Raw genomic sequence first — 20,638 nt, forward strand, 5'->3', positions numbered from 1 at the left:
AGCTGAGCTAGAGCTCCCCGCAGAGCCTCGCGAAGTTCCTGTAGACCTCGGCCCCGCGCTCGGTGTGCGCCACCTCCGGATGGAACTGGACGCCGTAGATTGGCAAGCTTTCGTGCTTCATAGCTTCAACCGGGCAGGTCTCGCTCCTCGCGAGCAGTTTGAAGCCCGGCGGGAGCTCCTTCACCTCGTCCATGTGGCTCTCCCACACCTTCAGTTTCCTCGGAAAGCCGGCGAAGATGTCGTTCTCCTCGATTATTTCAATCTCGACAAGGCTGTACTCGGCCTTCTCGCCCCTGCCGACCTTCCCGCCGAAGTGCCTCGCTATGAGCTGGTGGCCGAGGCAGATTCCGAGGATTGGGACGTTGAACTCGTCGTAGTGCTCCAGAATGGCCTCGCAGTTGCCCGTCTTGTTTATGTCTGGACCACCTGAGAAGATTATTCCCTTCGGCTTCATCGCCTTGATTTCCTCAAGCGGGGTGGTGTTGGGGATTATCTTCGCCTCAACACCCAGATAGCGGAGCGTTCTCCAAATCCTGTGGACGTATTGGCCCCCGTTGTCCATTATAACTATCATGAACCCACCTCCAGGAGTTTGAAGAATGCATCTGATTCCTCAACGAGATAAAAAGCCCTCAAACCGAGGGACTTGGCCAGTTCGGCCATCTTCTTGTCGTTCGTAACAAGAACCGCGTCAAGGTATCGGGCGGTCGCGATAAAATAAATATCAGAAGCCTTGTGATGCGTCTGAAAAGCCACTTCTCGAAGCTCCTCGATGAGCAGTTCCTCAGGAACCCACGCAACTATTTCGCTGTAGTAGGTTAGCGCCTTTTCAACCTGCTCTCGCTCAAAATACCTTGAGAGAACAGCAACGAACTCAACTTCCCCCAAGCGGGGAACGTAAAGCTCAAGCGAGCCCAACTGTGCATACTCTATGATTCTTTCGGCGACTTCTGCCCTTTCAGGATAGAAGCTGGAAAACAGATGGAAAACAACGGAGGTATCAACTACGACCCTCATGTTTCCTCCTCCCTTAAGCGAAGGAGATAGTCCGTCGGGTCTTCCCTGAACTTTTCGGGCGTTACCTGCTTCCTCATCTCCCTCGCCAGCTCAAGGAAGTCCTCGTGGTAAATCCTCACCCTGAGCCTCTGCCCCTCCTTCAGCTTGAGGGGCCTGAGGGGCTTCAGCACGCCGTTCTCGTAAATCACCTCGATAATCTCGCCCATGCTCCCACCGCTTAAAGTTGGAAACGAAGGTAAATAAGCCTTCACTCGAACTCAATCGTTGCCGGGGGCTTGTTGGTGATGTCGTAGAGAACCCTTCCGACCTCGGGAATCTCGCTGGTTATGCGGAATGCTATCCTCTGAAGGACGTCGAAGGGAACGTTCATGGCGTTTGCCGTCATTCCGTCGAGGCTCTCAACGACCCTAACCGCTATCGTTTCCTTGTAGGCCCTTATGTCGCCCTGAACGCCGACGGTTTTAACGCCGAGCAGAACCGCGAAGGCCTGCCAGGGTTTTAGGCCGGCTTTCTCAATTTCCTCCTCGACTATCGCGTTGGCTTCCCTGACTATCGCTATCTTCTCCGGTGTGACCTCCCCGAGGACGCGAACGGCCAGCCCCGGCCCCGGGAAGGGCATTCTGTTGTAAATCTTCTCAGGCAATCCGAGCTCCTTCGCCAGCTCCCGAACCTCGTCCTTGTAGAGGTCGCGGAGCGGTTCTATGAGCTCCAGCTTGAGCCTCTCCGGCAGGCCTCCAACGTTGTGGTGGCTCTTGATTTTCCCCTTGCTCTCAATCCAGTCCGGGGCGATGGTTCCCTGAATCAGGAAGTCGGCGTTGATTTCCTTGGCTATTTCCTCAAAGACCTCGATGAAAACCCTGCCTATTATCTTCCTCTTCTCCTCGGGGTCGGTAACGCCCTTCAAAGCCTTGAAAAAGCGCTCGCTCGCGTCAACGTAGTGGAGATTAAGGCCGAACTCGTCGCGGAAGGTCTTGACAACGAACTCGGGCTCGCCTTTCCTCATGAAGCCCGTGTTCACGAACACCGCGTGAAGCCTGTCCTCTATTGCCTTGTGAGCGAGTATCGCGGCAGTTGAGCTGTCAACGCCACCGCTGAGCGCTATTATCGCCTTCCCGTCGCCGACGGTCTTCCTAATCTCCTCAACCTTCTCCCTGATGAAGTCCTCCCACATGAGCACCACCTTTTACACCCGCTTTGGAATCCGCTTTATAAACCTAACCCGCTTAAACACTTTCACGTCAAAATCTCGTCAAGCCTGTCCTCCTCAAGCCCCTGCCTCAGCTCCATCGCTATCCTCCTGCCAGTGCTCACCGGGAAATCATAGCGGAGCCAGCTGTAGGGGGAGCCGTGGACGAAGGGATTCGTTCCGGCAACTATCCTCGCCGAAATCTCGAAGACGACGAACTCAAGCTCCTCGGTGTAGACGCCCTCGAGGCAGAAGGGGCCCCATAGACCGCCCATGAGCCTTTCAGCAGTCTTCACTACCCTTTCACCGGCCTCAATGACGTCCATGAGCAGGCTCTCGCGCAGGACGATTGGAATGTTGCCGATGACGGTGTAGTTCGTGTTTACCTCGATGTCCAGTTGCTCTTTCGCTGGAATCCTGCCTATCGCGTCGGCGTTCGACTCATAACGACGGTCAATGCTCATCAGCTCGAGCTCGCGGTTCAGCTTTGAGTAGAAGTAGTGCGGATAAACCGGAACTCCGATTACGTACTCCTGAATCTGGATTCCGCCCAGGTCTTCCTTGTCCCTGATGCCGAGCCTCTCGGCCTTCCTCCAGAAGTCCTCTGGATTCTTGGCCAAAAAGTATCCCCTTCCCCCCTTGGCTCCGAAGGGTTTGACGATTACCGGCCGGTCTATGTCATCGGGGTCGTCGTAGACCCTCGGAAGGCGTAGCTTCGCCTCTTCGAGCCACTTCCTCTCAAGCGAGCGGTCGCTCTCCCACCTCAGCACTCCTTTGTTGCCGTAGTAGGGAACGCGCATCTTCTCGACGAGCTCAACGCCGAGGTGCGCCACAAAGGAACCGGTGGGAATGACCACAGCGTCAAGCCTGAGCAGTTCTTCCTCGGGATAGCTCCCCTCGATGAAGTAATCGGCAACCGGAAAGTACTTCGTGTAGAGCGGTCTAACCCGGGCCTTTCCAAAGGCTACCGTCTCAAAGCCTTCCTGCTTCGCCCCCTTCAAAATCTGAAGGGCCGAGTGGGAGGCATACGTTGCTACCCTCATTCCTCCTCACCCAAAAGCCTTGGTAGGGACTCGTGAACGGCTCTGAGCTCCGAAATGGGTTTTCTGAGGAGTTCCCGCCCGTTCCAGAGGAAGACCGCGTCGCTCCCCTCTGTTCTCCCGATGATGGCAAAGTGCTTGAAGAGACCCTTAAGCTCCTCAAGGTTTTCCTCCGGGAAGGCCACGATGTATCTTGAGTGGCTCTCGCTGAAGGCGACCTCGACTGGGTTAGTGGTTTCGGAGGGAACCTTCGAGAGGTCTGCGGTGAAGCCGACGTTCCCGGCAACGGCCATCTCGGCCAGGGCAACCGCCAGGCCACCCCTGCCCACGTCGTGAACCGCTTTGACGAGGCCCCTCCTTATCGCCTCAAGGATTCCATTCGCGTTGGCTTTTTCCTCCTCAAGGTCTACGCGCGGTGCGAGGCCACCTTCAACGCCGAGCCTCGCGAAGAGCTCAGAACCACCGAGTTCGGGCTTCGTGAGGCCAACTACACCGATGAGGAGGCCCTCCTCGAAAGCCCCGGACGGAATATCCTCAAGCTTCACCTTTCCGAGGCCAGCTACAACGGGAGTCGGCTTTATCGGCCTGTCAACGACCTCATTGTAGAAGCTCACGTTCCCGCTGACGTAAGCCAGGCCAAAGGCCCTCGCCGCGTCCGCCAGGCCCCTGACGGTCTCAGCGAAGCTCCAATAAACTTCGGGCCTCTCTGGCGAGGCGAAGTTGAGGTTGTCGACCAGGGCCAGAGGCTCGGCCCCAACGCTGACGAGGTTCCTCACCACCTCTGCAACGGCCCCCATCGCACCGTGGTAGGGGTTCAGGTAGCTGTGGTTCGGATTCCCGTCGGCGACAAAAGCCAAACCGTACTCGTCGTTTATCTTAAGAACCGCCGCGTCCCTGCCCGGTTTAAGAACAGTCCTCCCCTGAACCTCGTGGTCGTACTGCTCCCAGACCCAGCGCTTGCTCAAGATGTTCGGACTGCCCCAGACGAGGTCGAAGGCTTCTCCAAAAGAAACGTCCGGCGTCTCGACCGGTCTCTCGGCGCTGTAAGGTTTCAGCTCCCACTCTATCGTGGGAACGTCAGTTAAGAGCTCTATCGGCAAATCCGCAACCTTCTCGCCCCACCAGTAGACGACGAAGCGTGGCTCCTCAATCGTCTCGCCGACGACGGTCCACTCGAGCTCGTACTTGTCGAAAATTCTGCCTATTTCCTCGATGTCCTCTGGCCTAACCGCGAAGAGCATCCTCTCCTGGCTCTCTGAAATCATGACCTCGGTCGGAGTCATGCCCGGCTCGCGGAGAGGAACCCTGTCGGCGTATATTACTGCCCCGAAGCCCTTCTTGCCAGCCATTTCGGAGGCGGCGCAGGTCAGTCCCCCGCCCCCCAAATCCTTGAGCGCCTTAACTTTGCCGGTGTAAACGGCCTCGAGGGTGGCCTCGATGAGGAGCTTCTCCGTGAAGGGGTCGGGAATCTGAACGGCCGAGCGGTCTTCCTCCTCCGCGTTCTCGCTCAGCTCTTCGCTCGCAAAGGTTACGCCGTGAATCCCGTCCCTGCCGGTCCGGTTGCCGACGAGGATTAGCTTGAGGCCAGGTTCGGTTACGTAGCTGTGGACGAGGTGCTCGGGCCTCATGACGCCAACGCAGGCGACGTTGACGAGCGTGTAGTTATCCAAGCTTTCGTCGAACTCGGTCTCGCCCCCAACGGTGGGAACGCCTATTCTGTTGCCGTAGTCGGCTATACCCTTAACGACCCCCTCGAAGAGGTAGCGGTTTCTCTCTTTCTCCAGCGGGCCGAAGCGTATGGGGTCGAGCAAAGCAATTGGCCTCGCGCCCATGCAGAGTATGTCCCTCACTATCCCGCCGACTCCGGTAGCGGCGCCTCCGTAGGGTTCGACCGCGCTCGGATGATTGTGGCTCTCGATTCCAACGACTATCCACGTTTCGTCGTCGAACTTCACTATTCCGGCGTCCTCGCCGGGGCCTAAAATCACGTGCTCGTTATCCGTTGGAAGGAGCTTGAGCCAGGGTCTGCTCGATTTGTATGAGGCGTGCTCGCTCCACATGACCTCAAGCATCGCCCACTCGAGCTCGTTCGGTTCCCTCTTCAGACGCTCACGGATGAGCTTCTCCTCGTGCGGGAACATTTCCTCACCTCCTCGCCCACTCAACCATGCTCCTGAAGAGCCTCAGGCCGTCCCCACTCCCCAGAAAGCGGTCGCTCGCGCGCTCAGGATGGGGCATCGTTCCGAGAACGTTGCCACGCTCGTTGGCTATCGCCGCTATGTTCAGAACCGAGCCGTTGGGGTTTGCCTCTTCGCTCACGTTCCCGTTTTCGTCGCTGTACTGGAAGACTATTCTGACCTTTGAAGGGTCGTCTGTGTAGTAGTTGCCCTCCGCGTGGGCAATCGGCATTCTTATGACCTCCCCCGGCTCATAGAGGGAAGTAAACGGCGTTTCCGTGTCGTTCACGCGGAGGTGAACCCACCTGCAGAGGAAGCGCGGAACCCTGTTGGGCCTCAAAGCCCCGGGCAGAAGACCCGCCTCGGTGAGGATTTGAAAGCCGTTGCATATCCCTAGGACTGGCCGTCCCTCCTCGGCGAACTCCTTCACTTCCTCCATTATCTCCTGACGGGCGGCTATCGCACCGGCGCGAAGGTAATCGGCGTAGCTGAAGCCACCCGGCAAAACCACGCCGTCGAAGTCCTTGAGGCTCGTTTTATACCAGACGCGCTCCGCCTCGGCTCCGGCCTTCCTTATGGCCCTCTCCGTCTCAAAGTCGCAGTTTGTTCCCGGGAACACCACCACGGCAAAGCGCACCATCTCAGCTCACCGGCTCTATCCTGTACTCCCAGCTGTGAATGAGCGGGTTGGCGAGGAGCTTCCGGCACATCTCCTCCACCTCTTCCTCAGGTCTCTCGCTCTCAAGCTCGAACTCGAAGCACTTCGGAACCCTGAGGTTTTCAACCGCGTAGCCGAGGTTTCTAAGGGCCTTCCCTATGACCCTCCCTTCGGGGTCGTTAAGTCCCTCCTTGAGGCGAACGGTGACGGTAACCTTCCACTTCATAGCGACCACCCTTGCCAGAAAAGTGTAAAAATTGAGAGTTTTTAAGGATTGTTTTGACAGAAAAATGTCAAGAACGTGCCAGCCCCAGCGCCAGCTCAACGGCCTCTTCGGGGCTCTCGGTGAAGGCAACCTCCGCGCGCTTTCGGTGGTCGAAGAAGCCGTCCTTCGCGAGGGCCCTAAGCTCGTCGCTCCTGTAGCCGGTTCCGGTAAGGACAACTACCGGAATCCCGAGGTTGTAGGCCATAAGAGCCTCGACCATCGTTCCAGAGCCGCCGCCGAGGACGACGAGGACGTCGGCCGATGTTACGAGGACGACGCTCCTCCCGACGGGGCTGAGGCCGGTCTTTACCCTGACGGAGCTGTACGGGTTCCCTTCCTCGTCCCCCGGAAGGACTCCGACGACCGTTCCACCGCGCTTCCTGAACTCCTCGGAGACGACCTCCATTATTCCGCCCTTCCCGCCGGTTAAGAGTATGACATCGAGGGGAAGCGCCCTGGCAAAGGCCCTCGCCTTCCCCTCGGCCTCAGGGATGAGTTCCGGGTCGCCGGAACCGGCAACGGCTATCTGAACCATTAGGTTACCACCTTCTCAAGCTCGTCGAGCTCGATTGCGCGCTTTATCTCGAGGGCGACCCTCCGTCCGGTGCTCATGGGCTTCCTCCAGAGGGCGTTGCCGTAGGGGTGCCCCATCGCCATGTGGATGTTCGTTCCGCCGCCGGTTCTCGGGGCGACGTCGTAGATGTAGAAGTTCAGGTCTTTGTCCACCGCCGTCTGGAGCGTGAACGGCCCGATTATTCCGGGCTCGTAATACTCCTGCGTCGCCTTAACGTACTTCTCGGCCATGTCGAAGACCTTCTCCAAAAGCGACTCGCGGAGGGTCGATGATGCGTGGCCCGTTACGGTGTATTCCGGCTCGAACTGCCACTCGGGGAGGGTCAACTGCTGGGCCGCTGGAAGCCTTACGTGGCCGTCCAGGCTCGTTTCGAAGCGCCAATCTATTCCCAGAAGCTCAATCTCCCCGTCAATCGGCGAGTAGAAGAAGTCGAAGTTGAACACCGGACCGATGATGTAGCGCTCGATTCTGGCCCTTGCGAGGTCTTCTTCCGTAATTACGCCGAGTTTAATGAGCTTCTCAGCCTTCTCGCGGAACTCCTTGTAGCTCGCGGCCGTGAAGAATCCCCTCTCAAGCCTCTTCTTGGCGTGCGGAAGCTTGACTATGACGAGGCCGACCTCGTCAATCTCCTCGGGCTTGACGGGCTCCGGATAGGGGAGTCCAGCCTTCTCAAGGAGCCAGTAGTAGCTCTTCTCCTCGCTCCTCTCCTCGCTCCTGAGCAGGTTCCTGCTCCCGAAGAGCGGAACCTTAAAGTCGTTCTCCACCCTGTCTATGCCGGTGTAGACCACGAAGGAGCGGTTTGGGACAAAGATAACGTTCCTCTTTACCAGCTCATCCTGGACGTCTATTATCTGGGCGAACTTTTCAAGGACGATGACCTCGTCGATGAAGCCCTTGGTCAGGCCGTCCTTCGTCTTCCTCCGCCTGAAGTACTCGGCGTAAGTTCTGTGTCTGCCCCTCTGGGCGACGACGAGGACGGGCAAACCTTCCTCCTTAGCACCGTCGGCTATGTCAAGAGCTGAATGACTTCCAAGGACGCCGACTGTTATCTTCCCGGGGTCGTACCTCTCGAGTATTCCCAAAATTTCATCGCGGCTTATCATTCCCATCACCTCAGCACGGGTTCGGTTCGAACTCCTTTCCAAACTCCTTCATCAGCTCAATCCTCTTCTCAACGCTCTCCCTGGTTCCAACGTCGCGCCTGTAGAACAGCTCACCCTTTACGTGGGGAATCGCTCTTTGAGCTATCCTCTCGGCCTCCTCAAGGCTCTCCCCAATTCCAACGACCGCTATGGCCCTCGAGCCGAGAAGAGTGAGGTTCTCATCAATTGAAGCGTAGTAGAGCCTCGCACCGGCCTCTTCAACGGCCTTCTCGTTGACCTCTACCTTCACACCCTTGACGGGGTTCGTTGGATAACCCTTCGGCGCGAGGTACTTGACGACCGTCGCTTTGCCCTCGAACTCCGCCTTCCGAAGGTTGCCGTCAACTATTCCCTCGGCTATTTCGAGGAGGCTCGTCCTGAGGAGCGGGAGGACGTTTATCGCCTCGGGGTCGCCGAAGCGGGCGTTGTACTCTATGAGAACGGGCCCGTCCTTGCTGAGCATGAACTGGCCGTAGAGGATTCCCTTGTAGGGCGTTCCCTCCTTTCTCATGGCCTCGACGGTGGCTTTAAGCGTTTCAAGGGCCTTCTCATAGTCTTCCCGTGTCACAAAAGGAAGCAGGCCGTTGGAACAGGAGTAGCTCCCCATCCCGCCGGTTATCGGGCCTTCATCGTTCTCGTAGGCGTGGGGGTAGTCTTGGACGAGGGGCATGGGGAGGATTCTCTTCCCGTCGCTGAAGACCTGCAACGTGAACTCGACGCCGTCTGTGCGTTCTTCGATGAGAACCCTGCCGTCGCGCCTGATTAGCTCCTCGGCGTAGGCCTTGGCTTCCTCGTTGTCCCTCAGCTGATAGCCGACGACCTTAACGCCCTTCCCGCCGGTCAGGCCGATGGGCTTAACAACGACGGGCCTTCCAAACTCATCAACCCACGAGCGCATCTCCGAAACGTCGGTAAAAACGCGGAAGACCTTTCTTCCGGGGATTTCGTTGCGCTCCATGAAGGCCCTCGCGAAGGCCTTGTCGGTTTCGAGCTTGGCGGCTTCCCTGCTCGGCCCAACCGCGGGGATGCCGTTTTCCTCAAGGACATCAACGATGCCCCTCTCCAAGGGCGCCTCGGGGCCGATGAACGCCAGCTCAACGCCGAACTTTTCGGCGTACTCAAGAACCTTTTCGATGTCTGTCTCCTTTGCCAGGCCGTAGCCCTTCGCGAGCCTCGCGAGGCCGGGGTTTTTGTGCTTCGAGACGACGTAGAGCTCGGCACCTCCTCTCACGAGGGCCTCTCCAATCGCGTGCTCCCTTCCTCCTCCGCCAACGAGCAGAACCTTCATGAGCTTCACCACTTATATGTCAAAAACTTCGCTTTTTAAGGTTTGTTTTTAGCTTCTTATGTCAATAAATGTGATGTTTATTGTTGGACATCAGAAGACCGGAAAGGCATTTATAATCCAAAGGTGTATAATCACAGGGGGATTGTCATGGACGGGACCGAGAGGGTTCTTCGAATGCTCCCCGCAGGGGGTGTACTGTCACTAATTCAGTCGGATTTGGAATCAAACGGAGAACTGTTCTCACTCCTTGTCCTCAGGAGGCTCCTCGAACGAGGTGAGACAGTGTTTTTGTTCCTTTACGAACCCTTTAGGGTGTTTGAGAACAACGCAACTACCGTTGGACTAAACGTCCGGGAAAGCCTTGGAAAGAATCTTCACATCTTTGATGCCTTCGGCAGCGTTTACCATCTTCCCCGAGAAGAGGATGGAATACACCAGCTCTCCGGGTACCTAGACGACTCCGTGTTCATAATAAAACTGAGGGAGTGGGCCGTTAAGACCCTCGAATCGAGGGAGTGGCGGAACCTTTGGATTTTCACCTATACATCAACGGGAGTCTGCAAACTGTTCAGAAGACCGTACCTCGTTTACAGGATGATTTGGGCAATGAGAGAACTTCTCCTCGACAGTGCAGACACAAGAGGCACGGTTCTAACGCTATCAGAGCAGGAGTGCCCTGAAATAAGCGACTTAGCCTACGTCACTTCGGATGTGGTTATCGAGACTCACGTGGTCAACGGGAGACGGGTTGGCATAGTCACCAAGGGAGCAAACGAGGGTGAAGTGCTTGAGCTCTTCGGGGGTGATTGAATGCTTTCATGGGAAATCCCCGCTCTTGACGAGGCCCTGGGCGGACTTAAAAAGCACTCGTTCGTTTTGATTCACGAGGCAGACCCAAGGGCGAGGGGAAAGGAGATTCTCTTCCATATAATGCGAGAGAAACTGAGGGCAGGGAGCCTCGTGGGGTACTTCAATATATCCTACCCCATACACGTCCTTATGAAGGCCTTCGAGGTCTCAGGAATAGACGCGAGGAAGCACTTGAGTGAAGGAAACCTTGCGATAATAGATACCTTTGGGAGTTTCTACGACATAATCAGCGACCTTGAGGGCGTGTGGTACCTCAAAGGCTCCCTTTCGGCCGATGTTCTCCCCGCCAAGTACGTGGAGGTCGTCGAGGCCCACAAGAGGGCATGGGCAGAACGCGGAATGTTCGAAGGGAGGGAACTCTACGGGTTCGCGATGGACGTATCGGACTACATAGACATGCTGGGAGGTGAACTGGAGACTTTACGCTACCTTGAAATCTCGGCCGAGCTGAGGGTAAATGCAAAGGCCTACAGGGCGTACCCAAAGGGGACGAACTTCTGGCTTTGGGGAAGGAAGGGAAGCCCGCAGGTGCTGGCGTCCGTTTACAGACGCGCCACTTACGTCCTGCGCGTGAGGAGCGAGCTCAGCGGGAGCAAAGTTGTGAGGTACCTTGAGGTTCTCAAGGCCCCAGGAATGGGCACGGAGATGGAACGATTCACGTACCACTTTGAGAACGGCGTTCCCGTCCTGGAAATGATTTGACGTAAATTTGCTAAATTTTCCCGGAAAATTTTTAAAGTTTTAACTTTTTTATGTCAACGGTGATGGCCGTGAAGGTTCTGGTCGTTATGGGAAGCAAGAGTGACAGCCACATCGCAGAGAAGGTAACCACAGTCCTCGACGAGTTTGGTGTTGACTATGACGTCGAGGTTGCATCAGCACACAGAAACCCGAAAAAAGTTGAAGAGCTGGCAAAGAAGGACTACGACGTCTTCATAGCCATAGCGGGCCTCAGTGCCGCTCTGCCCGGCGTCATTGCCGCCCACACGGTTAAACCCGTTATCGGCGTTCCTGTTTCGGCCAAGCTCGGTGGCCTGGATGCCCTTCTCAGCATCGCGCAGCTTCCACCGGGAGTTCCAGTGGCGACGGTAGGAATAGACAACGGCAAAAACGCGGCCCTCTTGGCAATAGAAATTCTCGCACTGAAGGATGACGAACTCAGGCGGAAGCTCGAAGAGTACAGGGAGAAAATGAGAAGCTGATTCTCAATAACACCCATTTCAATTTTCATACCCTCTTATTTTAAACCGACAAAAAGGACTGATTCAAAACGGGGGATGAAGGGAAGACCCCCCGATTCTTAATTCCACCCCCTCTTTATTCAAGCCCTCTCCTCGATTACAACTTCCTTATTCTCAACTCTCAGGCCTGATTTCATCCCAAGGGTTCACGCCATATTGATGGCCATAAGATTTTTTAAATTTTTCGGATATCTTCCAATGGATTAGACCAAATCCGTACATGTGTTCAATGTACGGAATTTAACATAATGAACAAATGAAAACAAAAGGTCAGAGGAGGTGCTTCCTCTTCTCGTAATCCTGTCCGTGCCAGTCAGAGGAGCGCGTTCTGAGCTCTATCATGTGGGCAACCATCTCAGCCTTCCTCTTAGCCTCCTCAACGTTCTTGTCCCAGGCTATCGCAACGCCTAAACGCCTCCCCGGGTAGGCCTCGGGCTTGCCGAAGAGCCTCACCGTGGCGTTCGGGACGCTTAAAGCCTTGGCCAGCCCGCGGAACCTCGGAGAGTAGCCGGAGACGTTGGCCTTGATGACGTGGGTTGCCGCTGGAGTCAGGAGCGGGAACAGACGATAGCCGTTTACCCACTCGCCCGGAATCGGGAGGCCAAGGACGGCCCTGAGGTGAAGCCCGAACTCGGAGAAGCCGGTCGGATGGGAAGCTAACGTCACCATTCCGGTATCGTGGGGCCTCGGCGAGACCTCGTTGGCCCAGACCTTATCCCCCTTCACGAACATCTCGACACCGAAAAGACCAAGGCCGCCGAGGACATCGGTGATGCGCTTCGCTATCCTGTAAACCTCGCGCTCTGCCTTCTCCGAGATTTCAGCCGGCTGCCAGCTGGAGTGGTAGTCGCCGTCAATCTGGTAGTGGCCGACCGGCTTCGGGAAGGTGGTAACTATCTCGCCGTTCTCATCGTAGTGCCTCACGGCCAGCTCGGTAATCTCTACGTCGAACTCTATGTGCTCCTCAACGATTATCTTGTCGGCGCTACCGCGGGCTTTCTTCTTCGCCTCCTCCCATGCCTTGGGGATATCTTCCGGGCCTTTAACGAAGTATGAACCCTTGCCCGAGGAGCTCATTATCGCCTTTGTGTGGCAGGGGTAGCCTATCTTTTCGCAGGCCTCGTAGAGTTCGTCGAGAGTAGTCGCGTAGGCGTACCTTGACGTCGGGACTTTGGCTTCCTTCGCAAGGGTTTCCCTCGTCCTCTCGCGGTGCATGGCAATCCAGGTCGCCTTCGCGTTCGGGACCACGAAGTAGCCGTCCTTCTCAAGCTCGAAGAGGGCATCGAGGTTAATCGCCTCAATCTCAGGGATTATCGCGTCGGGCTTCTCCCTCTCGACGACCGAGAATAGAAAGTCCGCGTTCCTCATGTCTCCCACGTAGGAGCGGTGGGCGACCTGCATAGCTGGAGCGTTGGCGTAGCGGTCAACGGCTACAACCTCCACGCCGAGCCTCTGGGCCTCAATCGCTATCTCCTTTCCGAGTTCTCCACTCCCGAGGAGGAGTATCTTCTGGGCAGAATCGGTCATGGCCGTTCCGAGCTCATCACGGGGCTTAATCATCCGCACCACCTCAAACGTCACAGTGTTTGACGTTTTAGTGTTAAAAGCTTTGTATATTTAAGGGTTTTTTACCACAAACACGGCAAATCTTTTAAGCCCCCGGTGGAACTCCCACCGGTGGTGCTCATGCTGACCTACGCCCAGGCCGGAGTTGATGACGAGAAAACTGCCAGAGCTTTGAGAAGCATCATAGGTCTCGCGAGGGAGACGTTCAGGTTCAGGAGGGGAAAGCCCGGGGAGCCAGCGGAAAACCTAGGCCACTACTCGGCCCTGCTCGACTTCGGAAACTTTTACCTCGCCATGACGACAGACGGCGTCGGAACGAAGGTTCTCGTCGCGGAAGCGGTTGGAAAGTTCGACACGATGGGGATAGACATGATAGCGATGAACGTGAACGACCTGCTCTGCGTTGGGGCTGAACCGGTCGCGCTCGTTGACTACCTCGCGGTGAAGCAGCCGGACGAGAAAATCTTTGCCGAGATAGCGAAGGGCCTCTACGCTGGAGCGGAGCAGGCGGGGATAGCGATAGTGGGCGGGGAAACGGCTGTGATGCCGGACCTCATAAACGGCTTCGATTTGGCCGGAACGGCAATCGGAACAGTCGAGAAGGGGAAGGTAATCACCGGCGAAAAGATAAAGCCCGGAGATGCCGTAATAGGAATTTCGAGCTCGGGAATCCACTCAAACGGATTAACTCTCGCGAGGAAGCTCCTCATTTCGAAGTACGGCCTCGACTACGAATATGATGGCAGAAAGCTCTGGGAGTGGCTCCTTGAGCCGACGAGGATTTACGTGAGGGCGGTTCTTGAACTGCTCGAAAGGGTGGAAGTCCACGGTCTGGCCCACATAACCGGCGGCGGGCTTACGAACCTCAAGCGCCTCACGAACTATGGCTTCTCCCTTGAGATGCCCCCGATTGAGGGGATATTCAAGCTCATCCACGAGAACGGCGTTCCGCTGGAGGAGATGTTCAGGGTCTTCAACATGGGTGTGGGCTTCGTCGCGATTGTTCCGCAGGAGGAAAAGGAGGAGGCCCTGGAGATTCTCAACAAGCATTACGAGAGCTTTGAGCTCGGAAGGGTTACGGAGGAGCATGGAATAAGGGTCGAGAACTTCGGCGTAAGACTTTAATTTAGGCAGACCAAAAGAGACCAGGTGGTGGAATGAACCTCCTGCTCGCGGGCCAGCTCTTCAGTTTTTCCCTCAAGGTGACGGCGGGGTTAGTCCTGCTTGCAGGCTGGAGGCGATACCGGAGGAACTCACTCCTCCTCTGGTCGCTCTTCTTCCTGAGTTCATCTCTCTCAATAGTCTCAGAGCTCCTTGGCTTCAATCTGGGGGTTCCCCTTTTCCAGGCAATTGGCGTTTCGTTCCTGGCAGGAGGTGTTGTTTCCCTCCTCGATGAGGAGGCCGTTGGGTTCCCCATACACTCCCTCAGGCTCGCGGCGCTAACGTTGCCGTTTCTGGTTTCCGTCTATATCGTCCTATACGCCAAAGTGGTGCCGGACCCAAAGCCAATATACCTGTCCTACGGTGTAGCCGGAATCTTCTACGCCTTTGCAGGAGTTGTCCTCTGGGGTGTTAGGAGGTTCTATCCTCGCTCTGGAACGCTCCTGAGTGCCATAATAACCCTTCACGGAATTCACAAGATGGACTACCCATTCCTCAGGCCCGTCGAGTGGTTCGCGCCCATCGGGTTCACCCTCGGGGCAACGCTGAACGCCCTTGAGGTTATAGCCTTCATCCACGTCGTCCTCTCCGAGAGGTTCAGGAACATCGTTGAGGTCGAGAAACCGGAGGTCGTGAAAAAAGGCGTCTTCATCGTGTCCCCGGATAGGTTCAAGGCGTACGTCGAGGCGCTCTCCGACTTCCCGGTTCTGGCCTTCGCGAGGAGGAGCGACTTCCCGGAGAGGTGGGAGGTTCACCTGCTGACGACCGTTGAGGGGCCTGGCAACATCGGGCCGACCCAGCTCCACAGAATAATCGAGAGAACCCGCTCCTATCTGGCGGAGGCTCACCGCGAGAACGTGACGGGAGTGGTCGTCATCGAAGGGCTGGAGTATCTGATGATGTACAACGACTTCCGCTCCGTCCTTAAGTTCCTCGCGACGCTCGCTGACTACATAGCCCTCTACGGTGGAATGCTGGTCTTAGTTCTCGACGAGAAGAGCTTCGACGAGAGGCAGCTTAAAACCCTCAGGCAGGTTCTCAACGTGGGTGAAGGCAAATGATGCTAACAGTAAGAAGGAAAGCCTTCCTTGAGGAACTCCCTGCGGTCGTTGAAGAGGCCGTTGAAACTTACGGAGTCAAGTTGAGAAGGATAGAAATAGATGAAGACGAGAAGGGCTGCTACACGGTTTTAATCAGCTATGAGTCGGAGATTCACCGATAAGCCTCTCGTAGAGCTTCTCGTAGGCCGAAATCAGGTCGCCCTTGTCAAAGCGGAAGACGTCCTTGTCAAGGCTCTCCTTCGTCTCTGCGTCCCAGAAGCGGCAGGTGTCCGGGCTAATTTCGTCCCCGAGGACTATCTCTCCCCTCTCGTTCTTCCCGAACTCGAGCTTGAAGTCCACGAGAATTATTCCGCGCTCGGCGAAGTACTTCCTGAGAACCTCGTTAACCTTGAGGGCTATTCTCTCCATCTCCCTGACTTCCTCCTCACTTACCCCCAAGACCTTGGCGTGGTAGTGATTAATCATCGGGTCGCCGAGGCTGTCGTCCTTGTAGTAGAGCTCAACTATCGGCTCCGGAAGCTCCGTGCCCTCTTCAAGGGGGAGGCGCTTCTTCAGGCTCCCGGCGACGACGTTCCTGACGACAACCTCGAGGGGGTACATCTTGAGCCTCTCAACGATGAGCCTGTTGTCGCCGGCGACGCCTATGAAGTGGGTCTTGATTCCGTTCTCCTCAAGAACCTTGAAGAGAACCGCGCTAATCTGGGCGTTGAGCCAGCCCTTACCCTTGAACTGGGCCTTCTTCTTGCCGTCGAAGGCGGTGGCATCGTCTTTGAACTCCATTATCGCCTTCCCATCGTCGAGCGGGATAACCTTCTTGGCCTTACCCTCGTAGACCTCCACCCGAATCACCAGTTTCATGTAAAACTAGCTCACTTTTAAGGATTTTTTTGCCATTTTAATGTCAAAACATGGGCAAAGCTTTTAAACACGGACGACTAAATTCGACCGGCTTAACGGAACGCCATTAACTTTCACGCGTCAACCGGTGGTGGCGATGCGAGAGAAGTGCGGAATCTTTGCAACGCTCTCAGAGAACTCCGCAAAGAAGGCCTACTACGCCCTGCTCGCCCTCCAGCACCGCGGACAGGAGAGCGCGGGAATAAGCGTCTGGCGGGGCAGGATAAGAACGGTTTCAGGCCTCGGTCTCGTCACCGACGTCTTCAGGGGAAAGGAGCTCGCAAAGCTCCGCTCGAACCTCGCAATAGCCCACGTCCGCTACTCGACGTCAGGCTCGCTCAACGAGACCCAACCCTTGGAAACGGAGTGCTGTGGAATGAGAATCGCGGTGGCGCACAACGGGACGCTCACCAATTTCAGGCCCCTCCGCGAGAGGTATGAAAAGCTCGGCGTCAGGTTCCGCCACTCGGTTGACTCCGAACTGCTCGGGATTTCCTTTCTCTGGCACCTCCACGAGACGGGAGACGAGTTCGAGGCCATGAAGGAGGTTTTTAACGAGGTTAAAGGTGCCTACTCCGTTGCACTCCTCTTCGACGGCAAAATCCTCGTGGCGAGGGACCCCGTTGGCTTCAGGCCCCTGAGCTACGGAACCGGAGACGGCCACTATTTCGCGAGCGAGGATTCTGCATTAAGGCTCTTCGTGGAGGAGACGAGGGACGTGAAGCCGGGGGAAGTCTTCCTTCTCTCGGAAAACGGCGTCGAGAGTAGGGTTCTCGCCAAGGAAAGCCACCACCACTGCGTTTTTGAGTACATCTACTTCGCAAGGCCGGACAGCGTCCTTGATGGGACAAACGTTTACAGCGCGAGGGTCAGAATGGGACAGGAGCTGGCGAGGGAGAGCCCGGCTGAGGGAGACGTCGTCATAGCGGTTCCCGACTCTGGAAGGGCCGCCGCTCTGGGCTTCTCGCAGGAGAGCGGAATTCCCTACGCTGAAGGCCTGATAAAGAACCGCTACATCGGGAGGACCTTCATAACGCCGGGTCAGTTCAACCGCGAGCTGAAGGTTAAGCTCAAGCTCTCGCCTGTTAGGGAAGTTGTGGCCGGGAAGAAAGTCGTTCTGGTCGACGATTCCATAGTCAGGGGCACGACGATGAAGAGAATCGTCGCGATGCTGAGGAAGGCCGGCGCGAGGGAAGTCCACGTCAGAATAGCCTCACCGCCGATAAGGTACCCCTGCTACATGGGCATCGACATCCCCACGAGGCACGAACTCATAGCGGCCTTCGGGGGGGTGGAAAAGGTCAGGGAAGCGATAGGGGCCGACAGCCTGGCTTACCTCAGCGTTGAGGGCCTGAAGAGGGCCGTCGGCAGGGAAGACCTCTGCACGGCCTGCCTCACCGGCGAGTATCCCGAGTGGGCGTTCAGGTTTTAATCGATGTCAAAACTTGTAGAACAAGTCGGCTCCCTTCAGGATTGTGAAGGCTTCATATTTTACACCCCAAAGCTCCAAGAAGTCCCTGAAGCGGTAAGTGTGCTCTATTGGAACGACAACTACCCAAGCCCCCCACTGTTCACCGTTCAGCTCCTTGAGGAGGCCACTCTTCATGTCCCTGCCCTTGAGTGCGTACTGGAAGCGAACCCTGTCCTTTCGCGGAAGGCCCTCAAGGGTGAAGCGGAAGAGAGTATATGCTTTTCCGTTCATGAGCTCAGCCATTGGTTCGTTCTTTGTGAGGGAAAATCCTTCTATTATCACTCCCAGGCTTGCAAGATTGTTGGGGTCGAAGAGCTCTTCAAGGCTCATGGCTCTGATGTCGAGTTTGGCCTTTGGGAGTATTTTGGAGAGCTCTCTTTTGAGTTCAAAGATGAGATTCCTAAGCTCCAAGGCTGAAAGTTTTGTCTTCGTCAATATCATGAGGTCGAAGTCTTTGGGGTTTTCTTTCCCGAGGACTGTCGAACCATAGAGGACGACGTCGAATACTTCTTCATGGCTTTCCACGAACCTTTTGACGGTTTCATGAAGTGCTTCTGGTGGGGTAAAAAATTGAGAGAATTCAAAGCTGAGAGTAGAGGTTGCGGACGTCATTTTTCAACACCTCCACCCATTCTTTTGTGGCCCTCATGAGGTAGGCTTTGCGGTAGTTGTTAAAGTGGAAGTCCACGATGTCGTAGCCGGATACTTCTCTTCGAGGATTCTGAAGCGTTCACTGTGGTTTCTCGGGAGTTTACCCGTGTCGCGAAGGATTATGTAGTCGCAGATTGCCACGAGGGCTTTGAAGTAGAGGTTGAGGGCCGAGTTGTAGTGGCCTTTGTTGTAGAGGTAGTCAGCATCCTCAAGGTATTCCTGAGCGTTGGCCTTGAGTTCATCGAGGTTTACCATGTCTATCCCTCGTTATCATGATAACGAGAGACTCATATATAAGCTTTGAGGTTTACATGATAACAATTAAGAAAGAAAACCATTGGAATGTTGTCATGATAACAAAAGAAGCGCTGAGCATATCATGGGGTATTCATTTTTCTAACCCTGCACGCCGAGAACTTGAACTCGGGCGTTCCGGCCTTGTTCAGGGCCGGACTGGTAATCCTGTTCGCCTTGAAGTGGAAGGGGATTGCAACGACCCCCTCAGGGACACCGCCGACCTTCGCGCGCATTCTTATTCTCCCGCGCCGCGTCTCTATCTCCACCCAGTCGCCGTCGCGGATTCCAAGTCTTTCCGCGTCGCGCTCATTGATTAAAGCCCTCGGCTCCCCCATGAGCTTCACGAGCGAGGGACTTCTCAGCGTCATCTCCCCCGTGTTGTAGTGGCTCATCAATCTGACGGTCGTTAGAACCAGCGGAAACTCCTCGTTCGGCCCCTCCCAGGGTGAAATCCTCTCGACCGCGACGAGCCTCGCCTTTCCGTCGGGCGTCGCGAACTCCCACGTGTGCAGCCTCTTCCTGGGCAGAAAGATTCCATCGCCGTTCTTGAGTTCATCAACGCTCCTCTCCTCAAGTTCCGGGAAAAGGCGGAAGTATTCTGCCGTTATCTCCTCAACGCCCGCGTAGGTGAAGCCCGGAAGCCCGAGCGCCCGGCCGAGCATCGCCAGAATCTCCCAGTCGGGCTTTGAGTCAGCGTAGGGCTCGCAGACCCTGTGGCTCCACTGGATTCTCCGCTCGCTGTTCATGTATGAGCCCTCCTTTTCGCAGAAAGCCGAAGCAGGGAGGATGTAGTGGGCGTAGCGGGCGGTTCTCGTCATGAAGATGTCCTGGACGACGAGGAGGTCGAGCTTTCTCAACGCCCGTCTCACGCGCGTAAAGTCGGCCTCGCTCACCGCGGGGTTCTCGCCGACGATGTAGAGGGCCTTTAGGTCACCCCTTTCGATGGCCTCCCACAGCTCCGTCAGGTAGAGCCCCCTCTCTGTCGGCAGGTCGTCAACGCCCCAGAGCGAGGCAACGCGCTTTCTAAAGCGTTCGTCGGTGAGAGGGACGTAGCCGGGCAGGAACTCGCTCAGCGCGCCCATATATGCCGCTCCCTGAACGTTGTTCTGCCCGCGCATAGGGTAGAGGCCGCCCTTTTCCCCGATGTAGCCGAGGAGCAGTGCGAGGTTTATCACCGCCAGAACGTTTTCAACGCCAGAGACGTGCTGGGTTAGGCCCATTCCCCACATTATGGCCCCGCTTCCAGCCAGGGCAAAAGTTCTCGCGACCTCCCGTATAGCCTCCGCTGGAATTCCAGTTACGCTCTCCGCGTACTCAGGGGTGTACTTCATAACAGCCATCCTGACCTCGGAGAAACCCCTCGTCCGGCCCTTCACGAACTCCTCGTCGTAGAGCTCCTCCCCGATTATAACGTTGGCAATTGCGTTGGCCAGGACTATGTCCGTCCCGGGCTTTATGACGAGCCTGTAATCCGCAAAGGCCATCGTCCGCGTTTCCCTGACGTCCACGACGATTATTTTAGCCCCCCTTCGTTTGGCCTTCAGGATGTAGTCCATGACGACTGGATGCGTCTCGGCCGGATTGTAGCCCCATATCAGGACGGCGTTGAAGTTCTCTATATCCTCGTAGGGGTTCGTCTGCGCGCCGGTTCCGACGGCGAGCTTGAGCGCGTGAACGCTCGCCTCGTGGCACAGCCTTGCGCAGTTGTCTATGTTGTTCGTGCCGAAGAGGCGTGCAATCTTCTGGAGGAGGTAGTTCTCCTCGTTGCTGATTTTCGAAGACGCTATGAACGCCACCGCGTCCGGGCCGTAGAGCTCCCTTATCTCGAGAAGTTCATTCGCTATCTCGCCAATCGCCTGTCCCCAGCTGAGCGGGCGAAGGGAGCTTCCCTCGCGCTTCAGAGGCCTTTTCAACCTGTCCTTCGAACGAACGAATTCAAGCGCGTACAGCCCCTTCGGGCAGAGCTTTCCCCTGTTGGGTTCGCCAGGATACGGCTTTACCTTCCACCCGTCCCTGTCTATGATGAGCCTGCACCCAAAGCCGCAGTAGGGACACACAACCGTCTTCACGCTACCA

At 56.2% G+C, this 20,638-nt stretch carries 23 protein-coding genes; 7 read left to right on the top strand and 16 right to left on the bottom strand.

The window, feature by feature from the left end; translation table 11 throughout:
- Positions 1-7 precede the first annotated feature (7 nt).
- The 11 genes from BD01_RS08360 to purD all read right to left on the bottom strand — a co-directional run bounded on the left by BD01_RS08360 (position 8) and on the right by purD (position 9,347).
- Positions 8-574 carry a GMP synthase subunit A gene (locus BD01_RS08360; RefSeq protein WP_042691921.1) on the bottom strand — a complete coding sequence of 189 codons (567 nt, stop codon included), beginning with the start codon at positions 572-574 and terminating at the stop codon, positions 8-10.
- Positions 571-1,017 (bottom strand): type II toxin-antitoxin system VapC family toxin, encoded by a 447-nt coding sequence (locus tag BD01_RS08365; protein ID WP_042691923.1) that lies wholly within the window; start codon positions 1,015-1,017, stop codon positions 571-573. The genes BD01_RS08360 and BD01_RS08365 overlap by 4 nt, the downstream gene beginning before the upstream one ends.
- Positions 1,014-1,223, bottom strand: a complete 210-nt coding sequence (locus BD01_RS08370; protein WP_042691927.1) for an antitoxin family protein — start codon at positions 1,221-1,223, stop codon at positions 1,014-1,016. The genes BD01_RS08365 and BD01_RS08370 overlap by 4 nt, the downstream gene beginning before the upstream one ends.
- 41 nt (positions 1,224-1,264) lie before the next feature.
- Positions 1,265-2,188, bottom strand: a complete 924-nt coding sequence (guaA, locus tag BD01_RS08375) for a glutamine-hydrolyzing GMP synthase (protein WP_042691930.1) — start codon at positions 2,186-2,188, stop codon at positions 1,265-1,267.
- A 62-nt stretch (positions 2,189-2,250) separates the two neighbouring features.
- A complete protein-coding gene (locus BD01_RS08380; protein ID WP_042691934.1) occupies positions 2,251-3,246 on the bottom strand; it encodes a formate--phosphoribosylaminoimidazolecarboxamide ligase in 996 nt (331 codons plus the stop codon).
- The gene (gene purL, locus BD01_RS08385) at positions 3,243-5,384 is read right to left on the bottom strand and encodes a phosphoribosylformylglycinamidine synthase subunit PurL (protein WP_042691936.1); all 2,142 of its coding nucleotides are present in this window, start codon (positions 5,382-5,384) and stop codon (positions 3,243-3,245) included. Before purL ends, BD01_RS08380 begins: the two co-directional genes overlap by 4 nt.
- Positions 5,385-5,388: 4 nt before the next feature.
- Entirely contained in the window at positions 5,389-6,060 is a 672-nt protein-coding gene (gene purQ, locus BD01_RS08390) for a phosphoribosylformylglycinamidine synthase I (protein WP_042691939.1), read from the bottom strand.
- A gap of 1 nt (position 6,061) precedes the next feature.
- Positions 6,062-6,304: a phosphoribosylformylglycinamidine synthase subunit PurS gene (purS, locus tag BD01_RS08395; RefSeq protein ID WP_042691941.1), complete on the bottom strand. Its 243-nt coding sequence runs from the start codon at positions 6,302-6,304 to the stop codon at positions 6,062-6,064.
- 67 nt (positions 6,305-6,371) lie between these two features.
- A complete protein-coding gene (locus BD01_RS08400; RefSeq protein WP_042691944.1) occupies positions 6,372-6,878 on the bottom strand; it encodes a TIGR00725 family protein in 507 nt (168 codons plus the stop codon).
- The gene (locus tag BD01_RS08405; protein ID WP_042691946.1) at positions 6,878-8,020 is read right to left on the bottom strand and encodes a formate--phosphoribosylaminoimidazolecarboxamide ligase family protein; all 1,143 of its coding nucleotides are present in this window, start codon (positions 8,018-8,020) and stop codon (positions 6,878-6,880) included. The genes BD01_RS08400 and BD01_RS08405 overlap by 1 nt, the downstream gene beginning before the upstream one ends.
- Positions 8,021-8,030: 10 nt before the next feature.
- Positions 8,031-9,347, bottom strand: coding sequence for a phosphoribosylamine--glycine ligase (gene purD, locus BD01_RS08410; protein ID WP_042691949.1), 1,317 nt, complete (start codon positions 9,345-9,347; stop codon positions 8,031-8,033).
- Between the two features lie 147 nt (positions 9,348-9,494).
- On the opposite strand from purD, the gene BD01_RS08415 reads away from it, so the two are divergent.
- From BD01_RS08415 to purE, 3 genes are all read left to right on the top strand, one after another.
- Positions 9,495-10,157, top strand: coding sequence for a hypothetical protein (locus BD01_RS08415; RefSeq protein ID WP_042691951.1), 663 nt, complete (start codon positions 9,495-9,497; stop codon positions 10,155-10,157).
- Positions 10,158-10,919 carry a hypothetical protein gene (locus tag BD01_RS08420; protein ID WP_042691953.1) on the top strand — a complete coding sequence of 254 codons (762 nt, stop codon included), beginning with the start codon at positions 10,158-10,160 and terminating at the stop codon, positions 10,917-10,919.
- Between the two features lie 68 nt (positions 10,920-10,987).
- Positions 10,988-11,419, top strand: coding sequence for a 5-(carboxyamino)imidazole ribonucleotide mutase (gene purE, locus BD01_RS08425; RefSeq protein WP_042691956.1), 432 nt, complete (start codon positions 10,988-10,990; stop codon positions 11,417-11,419).
- Positions 11,420-11,728: 309 nt separating this feature from the next.
- Here purE and purT read toward each other — a convergent pair whose 3' ends face one another.
- The gene (purT, locus tag BD01_RS08430; RefSeq protein ID WP_042691959.1) at positions 11,729-13,018 is read right to left on the bottom strand and encodes a phosphoribosylglycinamide formyltransferase 2; all 1,290 of its coding nucleotides are present in this window, start codon (positions 13,016-13,018) and stop codon (positions 11,729-11,731) included.
- A gap of 126 nt (positions 13,019-13,144) precedes the next feature.
- On the opposite strand from purT, the gene purM reads away from it, so the two are divergent.
- From purM to BD01_RS11335, 3 genes are read left to right on the top strand one after another with little or no spacing between them, the layout of a single operon-like run.
- On the top strand, positions 13,145-14,149 hold the full coding sequence (gene purM / locus BD01_RS08435; RefSeq protein WP_042691961.1) for a phosphoribosylformylglycinamidine cyclo-ligase: 1,005 nt from the start codon (positions 13,145-13,147) through the stop codon (positions 14,147-14,149).
- A 32-nt stretch (positions 14,150-14,181) separates the two neighbouring features.
- Positions 14,182-15,246, top strand: a complete 1,065-nt coding sequence (locus tag BD01_RS08440; RefSeq protein ID WP_042691963.1) for a DUF835 domain-containing protein — start codon at positions 14,182-14,184, stop codon at positions 15,244-15,246.
- Entirely contained in the window at positions 15,243-15,407 is a 165-nt protein-coding gene (locus BD01_RS11335; protein WP_169730290.1) for a hypothetical protein, read from the top strand. Before BD01_RS08440 ends, BD01_RS11335 begins: the two co-directional genes overlap by 4 nt.
- Here BD01_RS11335 and purC read toward each other — a convergent pair.
- Positions 15,379-16,086 carry a phosphoribosylaminoimidazolesuccinocarboxamide synthase gene (gene purC / locus BD01_RS08445; RefSeq protein WP_084606332.1) on the bottom strand — a complete coding sequence of 236 codons (708 nt, stop codon included), beginning with the start codon at positions 16,084-16,086 and terminating at the stop codon, positions 15,379-15,381. The two genes, BD01_RS11335 and purC, sit on opposite strands and share 29 nt — an antisense overlap.
- Positions 16,087-16,240: 154 nt before the next feature.
- Here purC and purF point away from each other — a divergent pair, with 154 nt between their 5' ends.
- Positions 16,241-17,575 (top strand): amidophosphoribosyltransferase, encoded by a 1,335-nt coding sequence (gene purF, locus BD01_RS08450; protein WP_042691966.1) that lies wholly within the window; start codon positions 16,241-16,243, stop codon positions 17,573-17,575.
- Positions 17,576-17,581: 6 nt separating this feature from the next.
- On the opposite strand, the gene BD01_RS08455 is transcribed toward purF, so the two are convergent.
- From BD01_RS08455 to fdhF, 3 genes are all read right to left on the bottom strand, one after another.
- The gene (locus tag BD01_RS08455) at positions 17,582-18,226 is read right to left on the bottom strand and encodes a nucleotidyltransferase domain-containing protein (protein ID WP_042691967.1); all 645 of its coding nucleotides are present in this window, start codon (positions 18,224-18,226) and stop codon (positions 17,582-17,584) included.
- A gap of 33 nt (positions 18,227-18,259) precedes the next feature.
- The gene (locus BD01_RS08460) at positions 18,260-18,520 is read right to left on the bottom strand and encodes a hypothetical protein (RefSeq protein ID WP_245599222.1); all 261 of its coding nucleotides are present in this window, start codon (positions 18,518-18,520) and stop codon (positions 18,260-18,262) included.
- Between the two features lie 122 nt (positions 18,521-18,642).
- Positions 18,643-20,631, bottom strand: a complete 1,989-nt coding sequence (gene fdhF, locus BD01_RS08465) for a formate dehydrogenase subunit alpha (RefSeq protein ID WP_042691969.1) — start codon at positions 20,629-20,631, stop codon at positions 18,643-18,645.
- Between the last annotated feature and the right edge of the window lie 7 nt (positions 20,632-20,638).

Source organism: Thermococcus nautili (assembly GCF_000585495.1).
Taxonomy (GTDB): Archaea; Methanobacteriota_B; Thermococci; order Thermococcales; family Thermococcaceae; genus Thermococcus; species Thermococcus nautili.